Source organism: Nonomuraea sp. NPDC049695 (assembly GCF_040674955.1).
Taxonomy (GTDB): Bacteria; Actinomycetota; Actinomycetes; order Streptosporangiales; family Streptosporangiaceae; genus Nonomuraea; species Nonomuraea helvata.
Genome location: NZ_JBFANV010000069.1, coordinates 19,691 through 35,451 on the forward strand (window position 1 = coordinate 19,691; position 15,761 = coordinate 35,451).

At 71.7% G+C, this 15,761-nt stretch carries 11 protein-coding genes and 1 pseudogene; 4 read left to right on the forward strand and 8 right to left on the reverse strand.

What is annotated here, in order from left to right; genetic code table 11:
- Positions 1-424 precede the first annotated feature (424 nt).
- The 3 genes and pseudogenes from murF to AB0J64_RS40960 all read right to left on the reverse strand — a co-directional run.
- A pseudogene (murF, locus tag AB0J64_RS40950) lies at positions 425-1,669 on the reverse strand (UDP-N-acetylmuramoyl-tripeptide--D-alanyl-D-alanine ligase); the annotation flags it as partial.
- Entirely contained in the window at positions 1,669-3,207 is a 1,539-nt protein-coding gene (locus tag AB0J64_RS40955) for a UDP-N-acetylmuramoyl-L-alanyl-D-glutamate--2,6-diaminopimelate ligase (protein ID WP_364040122.1), read from the reverse strand. The gene AB0J64_RS40955 and the pseudogene murF, both read right to left, overlap by 1 nt.
- 40 nt (positions 3,208-3,247) lie before the next feature.
- On the reverse strand, positions 3,248-5,035 hold the full coding sequence (locus tag AB0J64_RS40960; protein ID WP_364040125.1) for a penicillin-binding protein 2: 1,788 nt from the start codon (positions 5,033-5,035) through the stop codon (positions 3,248-3,250).
- A gap of 186 nt (positions 5,036-5,221) precedes the next feature.
- Here AB0J64_RS40960 and AB0J64_RS40965 point away from each other — a divergent pair, with 186 nt between their 5' ends.
- The gene (locus tag AB0J64_RS40965) at positions 5,222-6,097 is read left to right on the forward strand and encodes a hypothetical protein (protein ID WP_364040127.1); all 876 of its coding nucleotides are present in this window, start codon (positions 5,222-5,224) and stop codon (positions 6,095-6,097) included.
- A 104-nt stretch (positions 6,098-6,201) separates the two neighbouring features.
- Here AB0J64_RS40965 and AB0J64_RS40970 read toward each other — a convergent pair whose 3' ends face one another.
- The 3 genes from AB0J64_RS40970 to mraZ all read right to left on the reverse strand — a co-directional run bounded on the left by AB0J64_RS40970 (position 6,202) and on the right by mraZ (position 8,479).
- Positions 6,202-6,873 carry a hypothetical protein gene (locus AB0J64_RS40970; protein ID WP_364040130.1) on the reverse strand — a complete coding sequence of 224 codons (672 nt, stop codon included), beginning with the start codon at positions 6,871-6,873 and terminating at the stop codon, positions 6,202-6,204.
- Positions 6,863-7,828, reverse strand: a complete 966-nt coding sequence (gene rsmH, locus AB0J64_RS40975) for a 16S rRNA (cytosine(1402)-N(4))-methyltransferase RsmH (protein WP_344985188.1) — start codon at positions 7,826-7,828, stop codon at positions 6,863-6,865. The genes AB0J64_RS40970 and rsmH overlap by 11 nt, the downstream gene beginning before the upstream one ends.
- 219 nt (positions 7,829-8,047) lie before the next feature.
- Positions 8,048-8,479 carry a division/cell wall cluster transcriptional repressor MraZ gene (gene mraZ / locus AB0J64_RS40980; protein WP_090930667.1) on the reverse strand — a complete coding sequence of 144 codons (432 nt, stop codon included), beginning with the start codon at positions 8,477-8,479 and terminating at the stop codon, positions 8,048-8,050.
- A 470-nt stretch (positions 8,480-8,949) separates the two neighbouring features.
- On the opposite strand from mraZ, the gene AB0J64_RS40985 reads away from it, so the two are divergent.
- From AB0J64_RS40985 to AB0J64_RS40995, 3 genes are read left to right on the forward strand one after another with little or no spacing between them, the layout of a single operon-like run.
- Positions 8,950-9,927, forward strand: coding sequence for a MoxR family ATPase (locus AB0J64_RS40985; protein ID WP_344985189.1), 978 nt, complete (start codon positions 8,950-8,952; stop codon positions 9,925-9,927).
- Positions 9,928-9,949: 22 nt separating this feature from the next.
- Positions 9,950-11,212: a DUF58 domain-containing protein gene (locus tag AB0J64_RS40990; protein ID WP_364040135.1), complete on the forward strand. Its 1,263-nt coding sequence runs from the start codon at positions 9,950-9,952 to the stop codon at positions 11,210-11,212.
- A complete protein-coding gene (locus tag AB0J64_RS40995; protein WP_364040138.1) occupies positions 11,209-13,650 on the forward strand; it encodes a DUF3488 and transglutaminase-like domain-containing protein in 2,442 nt (813 codons plus the stop codon). The genes AB0J64_RS40990 and AB0J64_RS40995 overlap by 4 nt, the downstream gene beginning before the upstream one ends.
- A gap of 210 nt (positions 13,651-13,860) precedes the next feature.
- Here AB0J64_RS40995 and AB0J64_RS41000 read toward each other — a convergent pair whose 3' ends face one another.
- Together AB0J64_RS41000 and dinB are read right to left on the reverse strand one after the other, a co-directional pair.
- On the reverse strand, positions 13,861-14,265 hold the full coding sequence (locus AB0J64_RS41000) for a DUF3040 domain-containing protein (protein ID WP_364040141.1): 405 nt from the start codon (positions 14,263-14,265) through the stop codon (positions 13,861-13,863).
- A 229-nt stretch (positions 14,266-14,494) separates the two neighbouring features.
- Entirely contained in the window at positions 14,495-15,736 is a 1,242-nt protein-coding gene (dinB, locus tag AB0J64_RS41005; RefSeq protein ID WP_364040144.1) for a DNA polymerase IV, read from the reverse strand.
- Positions 15,737-15,761: the final 25 nt, after the last annotated feature.

The window sequence follows — 15,761 nt, forward strand, 5'->3', positions numbered from 1 at the left end:
GCGCGCCCGCCGGCGGCTGCCCGGGCACGGGTCCACCCTCCGGCGACCCACCCGTCGGAGGCTGCCCGGGCGCGACCACACCCACCGGACCCTGCCACCCTTGCGGCGCCTTCCGGCCGGGCTGCGGCGCCTCTTGCTCAGGAGCGGGTCCGTGCCAGCCCTGCGGCGCCCCAGGCTCCGGAACGGGCCCATGCCAGCCCTGAGGCCCGCCCTCGTGAGGGGCGGGGGGCTGCGGCGCGCTCGGCGCTCCTGCGGGGCCCTGAGGCCCTGAGGGGGCGTGCGGTCCCGAGGCCTGCGGTCCCGGCGCCTGGGGTGCCGACGCTTGGGGACCCGAAGCCTGGGGACCCGACGGGTGCGGCCCCGAGGCCTGCGGTCCGGCGGCGGCCTGGGCCGCCGCCTGAGCGTCCAGGGACGCCTGTGCCGCCGCCTGCGCCTCCGCCGCGGCCGCCCGTGCGCCTTCCAGCACGGGCTCCGTGTCAGGGCCCGCCACGATCAGCCCGGCCAGCCCGGAGCCGCCGGCCAGCCGGCCCAGCTCGGCGTTGAGCTCCGGCCCTTCCTCGCCCAGCTCCCGCAGCGCCGCGATGACGGCGAAGCGCCGCCGCCCCCGCCCCAGCACCCCGAACGCCCCGAAGGCGGCCCGCATCGAGTCCGGATTGGCGTTGTAAGCGTCGTTGACGACGGTCACGCCGTCGGCCCGGTCCGTGACCTCCATCCGCCACCGGCTGCGCGGCGTGGCCTCCGACAGCTCCTCCGCGATGGTGGCCACCGGCAGGCCCAGCTCGTAAGCGGCCGCCGCGGCGGCGAGCGCGTTCTCGACCGCGTGCTCCCCGTACAGCTTGAGCGACACGGGCGCGGCCCCCGAGGGCGTGCGGAGCGTGAACGAGGCCCGCCCCCGGGCGTCTACCGAGAGGTTCTCGGCCCGGATGGAGGCGGACTCGGCGCGCCCGAAGTACGTGACGCGCGCCTCGGTGCGCGAGGCCATGGCCCGCACCAGCGGATCGTCGGCGTTCAGGACGGCCACGCCGGTGCGCGGCAGCGACTCCACCAGCTCGCCCTTGGCCTTGGCGATGGCTTCCTTGCCGCCGAACACGCCGAGGTGCGCGGTGCCGACGTTGAGCACCACGCCGATCTGCGGCGGCGCGATGCGGGTCAGCTCCTTGATGTGGCCGATGTTGCGCGCCGCGAGCTCCAGCACCATGAAGCGGGTGTCGAGGTCGGCCCGCAGCACGGTCAGCGGGTGGCCGAGCTCGTTGTTGAAGCTGCCGACGGGGGCGATGGTGGAGCCGATCCGGGCGGTCAGCCTGGCCAGGAGGTCCTTGGTCGTGGTCTTGCCCGCCGAGCCGGTCACGCCGATCACGGTGACCTTGGGCAGCGCGGCCGCCTGGGCGGTGGCCAGCTCGGCCAGCGCGGCGGCGGCGTCGGGCACGATCACCGAGGGCGCGTCGACCGGCCTGGTCGCCAGCACGGCGACGGCTCCGGCCCTGATCGCCTGCGCCACGTAGTCGTGGCCGTCCACCCGCTCGCCCCGGAGGGCCACGAAGAGCGATCCCGGTTCGACGGCCCGCGAGTCGATCACGACGGGCCCGCGCACGACAGCGCGGGGATCGGCCATGCCCGACAGGGCGCCCGAGGTTATCTCGGCGATCCTGGCCAGAGGCAACGGGATCATCAGTGCTTCCTGCTTTCCGTGCTTTCCTTGCGTGCGGCAATCGACTCGGCGACCACGTCGCGGTCGTCGAAGGGGATCACCTCGCCTGAGACGTACTGGCCCTGCTCGTGACCCTTCCCGGCCACGACGACCACGTCGCCGTGGCCGGCCCGGGCGATCGCCAGGCCGATGGCGGCCGCGCGGTCGGGCTCAATGATCACATGAGCGCGGTCGTGCTGCGGAACGCGGAGCGCTCCCTCCATCATCGTCGCGAGAATGGCGAGCGGATCCTCCGAGCGCGGATTGTCGCTCGTGAATACGGCCACGTCCGCCAGACGAGCGGCGAGTTCGCCCATGATAGGCCGTTTGCCCTTGTCGCGGTCACCGCCGCAGCCCAGCACGATCGTCAGCGTGCCCGCCGTGACGGACCGCAGCGAGCGCAGCACCGACTCGACGGCGCCGGGTTTGTGCGAGTAGTCCACGACGGCCTGGAACTCGTCCTCCGAGCTCGTGATCCGCTGCATGCGCCCGGGCACACCGGTGAGCATGCCGACGCCGTGCACGGCGGTCTGCAGCGGCACTCCGGCCTCGACCAGAGTGACGATGGCGCCGAGCGCGTTGGCGACGTTGAACGGGCCGGGCAGCGAGATCTGCGCGTCCGCCTCGACCCCGCCGGGACCGACCACCCTGAACGCGCTGCCGTCCGCGCCGAGCCGGGCGTCGAGTGCCCGCCACCCGGCCTCCGGGTCGCCCAGCGCCGAGAACGTGGTCATCGGCACCTTGGCCAGGCCGAGCAGCTCCCGCCCGTAGCGGTCGTCGATGTTGGTGACGCCGAGCCGGCTCAGCTCCGGCTGGAACAGCCGCGCCTTGGTCGCGAAGTAGTCGTCGAAGTCCTTGTGGAAGTCGAGGTGGTCCTGGGAGAGGTTGGTGAACAGGGCGACGTCGTAGTAGACCCCGTCGACCCTGCCGAGCGCGAGCGCGTGGCTGGAGACCTCCATGGCGGCCGCGCTGACGCCCTCCTCGCGCATCAGGGCGAACAGGCCGTGCAGCTCCGACGCCTCCGGCGTGGTGAGCGTGGGCTGGAAGCGCAGGTCACCCGCGTGGATCTCGACGCCGCCCACCAGGCCCGTGGTGTGGCCGGCGGCCCGCAGCCCGGCCTCGATCATGAACGTGGTGGTGGACTTGCCGCTGGTGCCGGTGACGCCGAGGACCTGGATGTCGTGGGCCGGCTGCCCGTACACCCAGGAGGAGACCTGCCCGAGCAGGGCGCGCGGGTCGGGCACGACCAGCACGGGCAGCCCGGTCGCGACGGCGGCGTCGCGGCCCTCCTGGTCGGTGAGCACGGCCACGGCGCCCTTCGCCATCGCGTCGGCGGCGAAGGCGGCGCCGTGGGCCTGCTTGCCCGGCAGGGCCACGTAGAGGTCTCCGCGCCTGACGTTGCGGGAGTCGATGGTGACACCGGTCAGGGCGGCATGAGGCGACCGCGCCGAGCCTGAGCCGGCATCGAGCATGGTCGCGAGCCCGGTCAGCGGACGGGGCGGGCTGGTCGTGGGACGCATAGACGACGGGGGACGCACGGCGAGAGCGTACCTTCCCTGCTCACTGTCCCGCGCGCATCCGCACCGGAGGCGCGGTGGAGCCTGTGGGAGGAATCTTCTTGCTCTTGATGGCGAACGTCATCACTTCCTTGAACACGGGGGCCGCCAGCTGCCCGCCGAAGTGCCCGTTCTTCGGGTTCTGCAGCACCGACAGCACCACCAGCCTGGGCTGGTCCGCGGGGGCGAACCCGACGAACGAGGCCGTGTAGCCCTCGTAACGGCCGAGTTTGGCATCGTAGCGGTTGGCCGTGCCCGTCTTGCCCGCCACCCGGTAACCGGGGATGGCCGCGAGCAGTCCGGTGCCCTCCGCGCTCACCGCGCTCTCCAGCATGGTCGTGATCTCCTTGGCCGTCGTCGCGCTCACCACCTTGGTCTGCTTACCTGCGGGAGCGGGAACGAACCTGCCGGACGTGTCCGTCGTACCGGCGATGATCTGCGGCTCCACCTTGACGCCGCCGTTGGCGATGGTCTGGTAGACGCTGGCCATCTGCAGCGCGGTCACCGACACGCCCTGCCCGTAGGCGACGGTGCAGTTCTGGCTGCCCGACCAGCTCTTGTAGTCGGGCAGCAGGCCCGCCTCAGCGCTCGGCACGCCGCCGCCGGGCGTCGAGCCGAACCCGAACGCCTTCAGCATCCGGTAGAGGCGCTCGCTGCCGACCTTGCGCGCGGCCATGATCGTGGCCACGTTGCTGGACTCCGCCACGGCCTGCCGGAACGTCATCGACTCGGACTTGTGCGCATGGGCGTCGCGCAGCACCTGGTCGGCGCACTTGATCCGGTCGGGCACCTGGAACACCGTGTCGGGCGTCACCTCTCCCGCCTCGATCGCGGCGGCCGCCGTGATCACCTTGTTGGTGCTGCCCGGCTCGAACACGTCGGCGGCGGCCTTGTTGATGTAGCTGGTGGCGGGGGCCTTGCGCCAGTTGTTCAGGTCGAGCTCGGGGGCGTTGGCCATGGCCATGATCTGGCCGGTCCGCACGTCCATGACGATCACGGTGCCGCTGTCGGCGCCGGCCTTCTTGACCTGCTCGGTGATGGACTCCTGGGCGGCCCACTGGATGTCGCGGTCGATGGTCAGCCGTACGTCCTGCCCGTTCACGGGGGCGGTGCGCTGGCTGCTGGTCATCGGGATGCGCAGGCCGTCGCGGCCGGTCTCGACGCGCTGTTCGCCGTCGCGGCCGGCCAGCAGCTTGTTCTTGGCCTGCTCCATGCCGCCGAGGCCGTCGCCGTCGTCGCCGACGAACCCGATCAGGGTGCCCGCCAGATCGCCTGCCGGGTAGAGCCTGCGGTACGTCTTGGTCGCCGTCAGCGCGGGCACGCGGGCCTGCAGCAGGCGGCTGGCCACGACGGGGTCGACGTCGGTGGCCAGGCGCTGGTAGCGGGTGTTCGTCCTGGCCAGCTTCGCGGAGATCTCCTGCTCGGTCTTACCGAGCTGCTGCGCCAGGAGCTTGGTCCACTTCGCGCGATCCTGCGGGAGGATCTTGGACGGGTCGATCGACAGCTCGCGGGCCTCGACGGTGACGGCCAGCCCGTGGCCGTTGACGTCGGTGATCGAGCCCCGCTTGGCGGGGATCTCCTCGGTGTGCGTACGCTGGCCCACCGCGGCGGCCTCGTACACCTTGGAGTCGAGACCCTGCATCTGGATCAGCCGGCCGGAGAAGATCGACAGCACGAACGTCATGCCGATCAGGCCGATGTTGATACGCCTGCGCGGGTTGCCCAGCCGCAGCACGAGCGGCGGCCTGGGCGGTCGCGGCGGCGGCCGGCGCGACCACCTGGGTGGCGGCACGTCCGCGCCGCGGCGCGCCTCCGCCCGCTCACGGCCCCGTCCCGCCTCCGCCCGCTCACGGCCCCGTCCCGCCTCCGGCCTGGCCTGCGGCCTGGGGCTGCCCGCCTGGGTACGTCGCGCCCCTTCTTCCCTGCTCCGGCTCCGGAGTTCGTCCTCCGGCCTGCTGCGGCGCGGAGGGTCGTCGTCGTGCCGGCCGCGGGCCCGCTCGTCACGCCCCTGATCGCGCCCTCGGAGCCGATCGACGTCATCGCGTCCTTGGGCCGCGCGCCCCCTGGGACGCTCCCTCTCGTCACGGCTCTGGCCGGCACGTCCCCTGGGACGGTCATCCTCGTCACGGCCCAGTCCCGCACGCCCTCTGGGACCGTCGCCCTCGTCCCGGCTCTGCCTGGCGCGCCCTCTGGGACCGTCACCTTCGTCCCGGCCTTGACCGGCACGCCCTCTGGGGCGCCCGTCGCCGCGGACCCGCCGCGCGCCGTCCCGTGGGCGGTCGTCCTCGTCGCCGCCGCCCACGCTGCGGCTTCTCGGGCGGTCGTCCTCGTCGTGCGGGCGCGGGCGCGTGCCTCGGTCCGCCTCACCGCGCGAGCGGGCGCGCGGCACCTCGCCGCGGGAACGGCCCGCCGCACCGCCCTCCCGGCCCGCCGCACCGCCCTGACGGCCCGCCGCGCCGCCCTGGCGGCCACGGTCCTGGCCGCCTTGGCGCGTGCCACCGGAGTCGCCGGAACGGGAGCGGCCGGGACGGCCCTGATCGGCGCGGTCCGCGCGTTCGGCGTCGTCACGCGGAGAGCGGGAACGCGAGGAGCGACCACGCGGATCACCGCCGGCATCACGCGAAGAACGACCACGCGGGTCACCACCGGCATCACGCGAAGAACGGCCACGCGGGTCACCACCGGAATCGCGCGGCGGACGCGCCCGGGGCTCGTCGTCGTGGCCGAACGGCAGGTCGAGAGGGTCCTGTGGGCGCTTGCGCGGCTGGCGCGGCGGGTTCTCCGCCGAGCCCGGGCGGCCCGTGCCCTCGGAGCGCCCCCCGTCAGAACGGGAAGAGCCCCCCTGGCGCCCTGACCGCCCAGGACCGCCGGGCGTACGTCGAGCGGCGCCGGGCCCTCCCTGAGAGCCGGCGCCGCCAGCGCCGCGGCCGGGACCCTGACCCCTGCCGCCTGAATTACTCACCGTTCCGTGTCCGCCTGGCCGGCCGGAGCGTCATCGCCGGTATAGCTGTTGACCTTGTCCCACTCGCGATGCCCACCCTGGTTCTCGGCCAGGCGGCCGAGGTTCCCCGGCTGCATCTTGAACTGGTAGTCCTGGTCGATCTTCTCCTTCTCCTGCCGCGCCACCGCGATCTCGTCGCGCAGCTTGGCGTCGGTGATGGCGTCCTTGGCGAGCATGGTGTTGAGCAGCAGCAGGCTCACCAGGCCGCCGCAGAGAAGACCGACGACGAGCAGCACGAACGGCGCACGCTGCCGCCGGGTGGGACGCCGTCGCGGCGCCGGCCTCCTGACCTGCTCCTCCGCCGGGCCGGGCCGCGTCCCCGCGGCAGGACGCACGCGTTCGGTGACGGGCCGCTTACCACCGACGTCCGTACGCGTCCGCGGCGAGGCGGTCGAGGCGTCCGTGCGCACGCGCGCGCCGTCCGTCCGCGCCCGCTCGGCGGCGGACCCCTTGCCGTCGAGGTCGAGGCGCGCCCGTTCGGCGGCCGACAGCTTGCTCTCGACGTCAGGACGGGGCCGCGGCTTGGACTGGTGCGGCGCCCCGAGCCGGCGCGTGCCCGTCTTGGGCCCCGGCTTGAGCGTCGCGCGGCGGCCGGGCGCCTCCCGGCCGGTCTCCTGCTCAGTCGTCAACACGGATCCTCTCTGCCGCCCGTAGCCGGGCCGAGGCCGCCCGCGGGTTGCGGGCGAGCTCTTCTTCGCTTGGGAGCTCGGCTCCCCTCGTCAGCAGGCGGAACCTCGGCTGGTGAGCCGGCAATGAGACGGGCAGCCCGGGGGGGCTGGTGTCCCTGGTTCGCGCCGTGAGGGCCTGCTTGGTGAGCCGGTCCTCCAGGGAGTGGTAGGAGAGCACGACGACTCGCCCACCGAGCGCCAGCGCGTCGAGTGCCGCGGGAAGCGCCGCCTCCAGGGCGGTCAGCTCCGCGTTCACCTCGATGCGCAGCGCTTGGAAAGTCCTCTTGGCGGGGTTTCCCCCGGTGCGCCGGGTCGCGGCGGGAATCGCCTCGCGCACGATGTCCGCAAGCCGCTTGGTCGAGGTTATTGCCTCTTTAGCCCGTTCCTTAATGATCAGGGCCGCGACACGCGGGGCGAATCGTTCCTCGCCGTAGTCACGCAGGATGCGGGTCAGCTCCGCGGCGGAGTAGGTGTTGACCACTTTCTCCGCCGTCAGCTCCTGCTCGGTGTCCATCCGCATGTCGAGCGGCGCGTCGTAGGAGTAGGCGAACCCCCGCTCGGCCTCGTCGAGCTGCGGCGAGGAGACCCCCAGGTCGAACAGCGCTCCGTTGACCGTGGTGCGGCCCGCGCGGGCGAGCACCTCGGCCAGGTCACCGGAGGACGCGTGGACCAGGGTGATCCTGTCCGCGTACGGGCTCAGCCTGCGGGTCGAGTGGTCGATCGCGAACGGGTCGCGGTCGATCCCGATCAGATGGAGCGCGGGAAATGCGGCGAGCAGGGCCTCCGAGTGGCCACCGAGACCGAGGTTGGCGTCGACGACGACGGGTGACTCGCCCGTCAGCGCCGGGCCGAGCAGCTCCAGAACGCGCTCGAGCATCACCGGAACGTGACCGCCCGTGCCAGCGTTGTCGTGCATCTCCAACCCCCCTCTCGCGCCCTTGCTCGCGGATGACGCGTACAGATCGATCGTCGGTCACTCCTGAGTCCCCACCCGGTGCCGCCCGGCCAGGTCCCCATCCGCACCCTCTTCGTGGACGCCCGCCATCTGACACCGGGGAAGGTGCATCAGCTGGCAAGCAGTGGTTGCGGGTGGAGACCTCGCCGAACGACAGCACCGACGGATCGACCGTGACTCCTACAAGATCCCTGGCAGCACCTCCTCCGACAGATCGGCGAACGCCTGCTCCTGCGCGCTGAGATAGGTGTCCCAGGCCTGCGCGTCCCAGATCTCCAGCCGGGTGTTGGCCCCGATGACCACGCAGTCACGCTCAAGCCCCGCGTACTGGCGCAGGCTCTGCGGGATCGTGATGCGGCCCTGCTTGTCCGGTTTCTCGTCGGACGCACTGGCGAAGAAGACGCGGCTGTAGTCACGCACCGCCTTGGCGGTGACCGGGGCGGTGCTGAGAGCCTCGGTAATGCGCTGGAACTCCTCCACGGGAAAGACGTAGAGGCATCGCTCCTGGCCTTTGGTGATCACAAGACCCTCCGCCAGCTCCTCACGGTACTTAGCCGGCAGGAACAGCCGTCCCTTGTCGTCCAGACGCGGTTGATGGGTGCCGAGGAACACCGGCCCCACCTCCCGTGCCTCGTGAAGCGCTCAGCGCTGGCGCACCGGGCCCTCCACTGCGCACCACCATACTCCACTTCTCCCCACCGTCAACTGATTCGAACGGTCTTCATCATTGGTTTCCGTTGAGTTTCCGCAGGTCAGAGCGATGGAGCGGGGTGGAGGGCGGTGACCGGACGGTCAACCCTCATGGGCGTGTCGAGGGTTCAAAAGCGCGGGGAAATAGGGGCTCGGCCCCTTCGCGAAGCCTTCGGTGGTGGAAAGTGGAGCACCCAGAGGGGGGCGTGTCACGGGATTCGCACCGCTATGCGACAAGAACGGGAACATCGCCAGGGTTCCCTTGAATATCCACAAATGTCGCCCGCGAACCCACAGCGTCGTAGGGTCGTACACACAATGGAAAAGGAATGGCATGGCTCCCGCAAAGGCACAGTACGGGCAAGCCGTCGCACTTCTCTCATGGAGGCCCGGTGGCAGTTACCCATGATGTCCCTCCCCAGCTCGACGAGCTGGTCTCCACGGCTCACCGGATTCGCAGCGCGATCGAATCGGTGATCGAGGGCAAGAGCGACGCCGTACGCCTCACTCTCACCGTCCTGCTCGCGGAGGGCCACCTCCTGATCGAGGACGTGCCAGGGGTCGGCAAGACCATGCTGGCCAAGGCGTTGGCGCGCTCCATCGACTGCCCTGTGCGCCGCGTGCAGTTCACCCCCGACCTGCTGCCCAGCGACATCACCGGGGTCAGCGCGTACAACCAGCAGACCAGGGAGTTCGAGTTCAAGCCCGGCCCGGTGTTCGCGAACATCGTGGTGGGCGACGAGATCAACCGCGCCTCCCCCAAGACGCAGTCCGCGTTGCTGGAGTGCATGGAGGAGCACCAGGTGACCGTGGACGGGGTGACGTACGCACTGGACTCGCCCTTCATGGTGATCGCCACGCAGAACCCCATCGAGATGGAGGGCACCTATCCCCTCCCCGAGGCGCAGCGCGACCGCTTCACCGCGCGCATCGCGATGGGCTACCCCGAGCCGCACGCCGAGCTGGAGATGCTCGACGTGCACGGCGGCACCTCGCCGCTGGACAAGCTGGAGCCGGTGGCGACGACGGCCGAGGTACGCGCCCTGATCGAGGCCGTACGCGGCGTCTACGTCTCCCAGGCGGTCAAGAAGTACGCCATCGACGTCGTCGTGGCCACCCGCCACTCCCCCGACCTGCGGCTGGGCGCCTCGCCCCGGTCCACGCTGCAGCTGGTACGGGCCGCCAGGGCGCACGCGGCGCTGGCAGGCCGCGACTACGTCATCCCCGACGACCTGCAGGACCTGGCCATCCCCGTGCTCGCGCACCGGCTGCTGCCCAGCGTCGAGGCCCAGGGGCAGCGCCGCCTGCCCGAGCAGGTGGTGACCGACCTCATCAGGCGCGTGCCGGTGCCGGAGACGCGAGGCCGCTAATGGATCCATTGAGTGAGGCGCTGTGAGGGCCGGCCTGCGGGCGCTGACCTCCAGGGGCAGGTCGTTCCTCGCCTCCGGCATCGCGGCGCTGCTGATGGCGTTCTTCCTCGGCGAGAACGACCTGTTCAGGATCGGCGTGCTGGTGACGGCGCTGCCGCTGCTCGCGGCCATGGTGGTGGCGCGCACGCGCTACCGGCTGAGCTGCGCCAGGCGCCTCGACCCGCCCAGGGCGGAGGTGGGCGGCGAGGCCACCGTGACCCTGCGGCTGGAGAACGTCACCAGGCTGCCGACCGGTCTGCTGCTCATCGAGGACACCGTTCCTTACGCGCTGGGTGTGCGGCCGAGGTTCGTGCTGGACCGGGTCGAGTCCCGGGGCGTCCGGGAGATCGACTACCGGGTCCGCTCGGACCTGCGCGGCCGTTACACGATCGGCCCGCTGTCGGTCCGCATCGCCGACCCGTTCGGGCTCGTCGAGCTGACCCGCTCGTTCACGATCAGCGACACGCTCGTGGTGACGCCGCACGTGGCGGCGCTGCCCCACGTACGGCTGTCGGGTGAGTGGACGGGCGGCGGCGACAGCCGTACCAGGAGCGTGGCGGCGGCCGGCGACGACGACGTGGCGCCGCGCGAATACCGGCAGGGCGACGACCTGCGACGGGTCCACTGGCGCTCGACGGCCCGCCACGGCGAGCTGATGGTGCGCCGCGAGGAGCAGCAGTGGCAGAGCCGCGGCGCGCTCCTGCTGGACAGCCGCAGGTACGCGCACCGCGGCGAGGGCCCGCGCTCGTCGTTCGAGGTGGCGGTCTCGGCCGCGGCCTCCATCGGCGTGCACCTCGCCCACGAGGGCCTCGGCCTGCGGCTGGTGACCGACCAGGGCGCCGAGCACCTGACGGACACCGGCCTGAGCTGGTCGCTGCTCGACACTTTGGCCGTGATCCGGCACAGCCCGGCCCGCACGCTGGAGATGGGCGTGTCGGCCCTGCGCCAGGGCGGCGGCGACGGGCTGATCGTGGCCGTGCTCGGCGATCTCGATCCGGAGGAGGCAAGGGAGCTGGCCAGGCTGAGGCACAGCGGCATCACGGGGGTGGCGGTCCTGCTCGACGTGAGCACGTGGGACGCCGGCGACCGGACGGCTGCGGAGAACCACCAGGCCGTCCAGACGATCCTGGCCGGGTACGGCTGGCGCATCGTGCGGCTGCCCGCGGGCACCTCGATCGCCTCCGTCTGGCAGCACGCCGCCAACCGCGGCAGGTACGCGCTCAACCCGACGGGAGGCGCGGCATGAGGCTGACCTCCGCCGCCGGGGTGGCCACGTTCGCCGCCGCGCTGCTGCTCTACCCGCTCTTCCAGGGCGGCGCCTGGTTCTGGACGTCGCTGGGCGCCGTGCTCGCCGTGATGGCGGCGGGCCTGCTGAGCAGCCGGCTGTCGCTGCCCGCGTGGGCGGCGCCGCCGGTCGCGCTGGTCGCGACGTGGATCTACCTGACCGTGGTCTTCGCGGCCGGCAAGGCGTGGGCGCTGGTGATTCCCACCAAGGCGTCGGTGGTGGAGCTGGGCAGGCTGCTGGGCGTCGGCTGGACCGACATCCAGCGTTTCGCCGCTCCGGTGCCGCAGACGGACGGCATCACGCTGCTGACCGCGGCCGGCGTGGCGCTGATCGCGATCGCCGTGGACCTGCTGGCCGCGCGGTTGCGCAAGGCGGCGCTCGCCGGGCTGCCGCTGCTGGCGCTGGCCACCGTGCCGGCGACGATCCTGCCCGACCCGATCAGCTGGCCGGCGTTCATTCTGGCGGCTCTCGGGTTCGTCAGCCTGCTGATCGCCGACGGCCGCGAGCGGGTGGGCCACTGGGGCAAGGCGGTGCTGGTACGGCGGACGCGCGCGGCCACCTCGCAGCCCGCCTCGCGCAACGGGGCGGACACCAGCGGTCTGCGGTTGTCGGGCAAGCGCATCGGGTTCGCCGCGATCGCGCTGGCCGTGGGCGTGCCGGCGCTGCTGCCGGCCATGGAGCCGGTGTCGTTCTTCACGTTCGGCGTGGGCGGCACGGGCCTGGGCAAGGGCAACTCGATCAGCATCCCCAACCCGGTCGCGTTCCTGAAGGGCCAGCTGGACCTTCCGGAACGGCGGGTGGTCCTCACCTACACCAACAGCGACGACAAACCCCGCTATCTGCGGATCTACGCGCTTGACACCTTCGACGGCCAGCAGTTCGGCATGACCGATCCGAAAGGGGTGGCGCAGAACAGGACGGACAACGGCCCGCTCCCCGCGCCGCCCGGACTGGGTCCACAGCCGAAGATCGCCAACGTGGTCACGAAGATCCAGATCAGCGACGAGATCACGAAACTGCAGTTCCTGCCGCTGCCGTACCCGCCCAGGGAGATCCAGGTGGACGGCGACTGGCGGGCCGACGTGGACACGCTCATGGTCTTCTCCACCCGCGACGAGGCCGCGGGCCTGGACTACCAGGTGGCCACGAGCGAGCCGCAGCCGACGCCGGATCTGCTGGAATCGCTCGGCGGGACCCGGCCGACCACCGACCCCCGCTACCTGAAGCTGCCGGACAACCTGCCTCCCGAGATCGCCAAGCTGGCGTCCGACCTGACCGCGGACGCCAAGACGGACTACGACGCGGCGGTGAAGCTGCAGCAGTTCTTCACCAAGGACGGCGGCTTCACCTACAACCTGCGCACGCAGGTGCAGAGCAACTCGGCGCTGAGGGACTTCCTGCTGCGTGACCGGGTCGGCTACTGCGAGCAGTTCGCCGCGTCGATGGCGGTGCTGGCCAGGCTGGTGGGCATCCCGTCGAGGGTGGCCATCGGCTACACGGGCGGCACGAAGGTCGGCGACAGGTGGCAGGTCGGCACGAACGACTCCCACTCCTGGCCCGAGCTGTATTTCGAGGGCGTGGGCTGGCTGCCGTTCGAGCCGACCCCCGCGGGGTCGCTCGGCCAGGGCAGCGCGCGCGTGCCCGAGTACACCCAGCCCAGGCCGCGGTCCGCGGGCGAGGCCGCGACGCCGACGCCGGGGGCGACCAGCTCGTCCGCGGACGAGCCCGTCGCACCGCAGACCCGGCGTAACCCGCGGGAGCTGGACCGCGAGGGCGTGGTCGCCACCGGCGGGCTGCCGCCGGACGACTCCATGCCGCTGATCGCCAAGATCGGCATCGGCGCCGGGGCGCTGCTCCTGCTTCTGCTGATCCCCGCCGGTCTGCGGGTGCTCACCAGGAACCGGCGCGTACGCACCCTGGGCTGGAAGGTGTCGGCACCCGCCGACGAGCTGACGTCCGCGATGGTCTCGGATGCCTCGCGCCGCCATCCGTCGGTGGCCCCGTCCGTGGCCGCGGCATGGGCGGAACTGGATGACGTGCTGTACGACTACGGCATGGCCCGCCAGACCAGCGAGACCCCGCGGGCACTGGCGCGGCGGCTGGCCCAGCAGTACGAGTTCGACGCGGAGTCGGCGGCGGCCGTCGCGGCCATCGCCTCGGCGGTGGAGCGCGTGCTGTTCGCCCGGGATCCCGGGGAGATCGGCCCCATGCGGAAGGACCTGCGCAAGGTGCGCCAGGCCCTGGCGGCCACGGTGTCACGCGGGCGGCGGGTGCGGGCGGTGCTGCTGCCGCCGTCGACGCTGCGGCGGCTGCGGGCCGTGGGAGAGCGGCTGCTCGACGGGTTCGACCTGCTGGAGAACATCAGGCTGCGGCGGACGGCGGCCCAGAAGGGCTCCTGACCGGCGTGTCCGGCCGTTCCCCGGAGGAAGGGGAGCGGCCGGACCGGTCACTCTCCAACGCCTCCGGCACGACGACCAGAACGGTCGCACTCAAGAGCCGGGCCGGTCGCACTCAAGACACGGCAGCCGGGGGGACGGCTCGGCCGGTCGGGGCGCATCCAACACGACGGCCGCCCGGGCGGATGCCGGGCGGCTGTGCCGGATCAGCGGTCAGCGATCGTCGTGGCGACGGCGCCAGCGCTCTTCCATGCGCTCCATGAAGGTGCCCCGGTTACGGCGGGCCTGCTTGCCCTGAGGGGTGCCCGTGCCGGAGGAGGGAGGGGAGTCACCGAACCCATTCATACGTTTCCAACTGGACAGGCCCCACAGACACGCGGCGAGCATGACCACGAAACCGCCGACGCCGAGCGGGATCAGCGCACTGCCACTTATCACCACGCCGACCATCATGACGACGACGCCGAGAGCAAAGCCGATGGAGGCTCTGATCAGGCGACGCTTGTAATGGGTGCGCGGGTCACTGATCCTTACGGTGTTGGCCCACTTCGGGTCCTCGGCGTAGAGGGCCTGCTCGATCTGTTCGAGCAAGCGCTGCTCGTGCTCAGAGAGCGGCACGGCGCCTCCCAAGGACGGCCCCAGGACGGGGAAGACGGCAACGGACGACACGGGGTGTCCGAACCTCGCGGTCGGTTATCCCCAGAATACGAGGCTGTAGACGTAGGCGAAAGCAAACGTCCAACGCAGACCAAACCGGAGGTGTCGTCATGGCTCCATTGTGACCCATCTCGCCCCCTTCCCCCCAAAATCGCCACACCTAGGCCCCCAGCAAATCCGGACATCAGCGTCATGTCTCTGCTTCATCAAGCTTGCCACGTACGAGCGATGCCGGGACCACCGCATCGGGACCGAATCTCCGGATCGCCTTGTCCATCGCCTGCTCGGCCTCACGCCAGCCGGTCTCCCGCTCCCCGAGGCTGAGCTGCCGGGTGGCCTCCTCCGCCGGCCGGAGGTTCTCCATCCGGACCCCCACCAGGCGCAGCCGTACGCGCTGGAGGCCGGCCGCCTCGAACAGCTCGCAGGCTGTGGCGTATATCACCTGAGCCACGTCGGTCGGCTCGCGCAGCGTGCGCGAGCGGTTGATCGTGGTGAAATCGGCTCGGCGTAGCTTCACACTTACAGTCCTTCCCACGTGGCCGCCCTTACGCATCCTGGCGGCCACCCGCTCGGAAAGGCGCAGCAGCTCCCGCTTGATCACCTCGGGATCGTCCACGTCGACCGCGAACGTCTCCTCGTTGCCGATGCTCTTGTCGGGCACGTGGGAGCTCACCGGCCGCTCGTCGCGGCCCCACGCCAGCGCCGCCAGGTGGCCGCCCACGGCCTGGCCGAGCTCGCGCTGGAGGGTGGCGGGCGGCACTCTGGCCAGGTCTCCGACGGTGCGGATGCCGAGGCGTACGAGGGACTGCTCAGTGCGCTCGCCGACGCCCCACAGCGCCGACACGGGCAGCGGGTGGAGGAAGTCCACGACCTGGTCGGCGGGCACCACCAGGAGCCCGTCGGGCTTGCACTGCTTGGAGGCCAGCTTCGCCACGAACTTGCTGCTCGCCACGCCGACCGAGCACGTGATGCCGTAGCGCTCGAGGACCTGCTCCCTGATCATGGCGGCGATGGCGGCGGGCGGGCCGAGCCTGCGCCTGGCGCCCCCGACATCGAGGAACGCCTCGTCGGAGGCGATGGGCTCCACCAGCGGGGTGATCGCGTGGAAGATCTCCATGACGCCCTTGGAGACCTCGGAGTATTTGCCGTGGCTGGGCGGGATGACCGTGGCCTGCGGGCAGAGCCTGCGCGCCCTGCTCATCGGCATCGCGGAGTGCACGCCTTGGGCCCTGGCCTCGTACGTGGCGCTGAGCACGACACCGCGCCCGGCGGGCGAGCCCACGATCACCGGGCGGCCGCGCAGCTCCGGGCGGTCGAGCAGCTCGACGCTGGCGAAGAAGGCGTCCATGTCGACGTGGAGGATCGGGCAGCCGCTGTCATCGGCCCCGGTACGCGGAGCGGGGCCGATGCCTGTGATCTGCTTGCGGGACACGCCGTCGATTCTATCCGAACAAGCG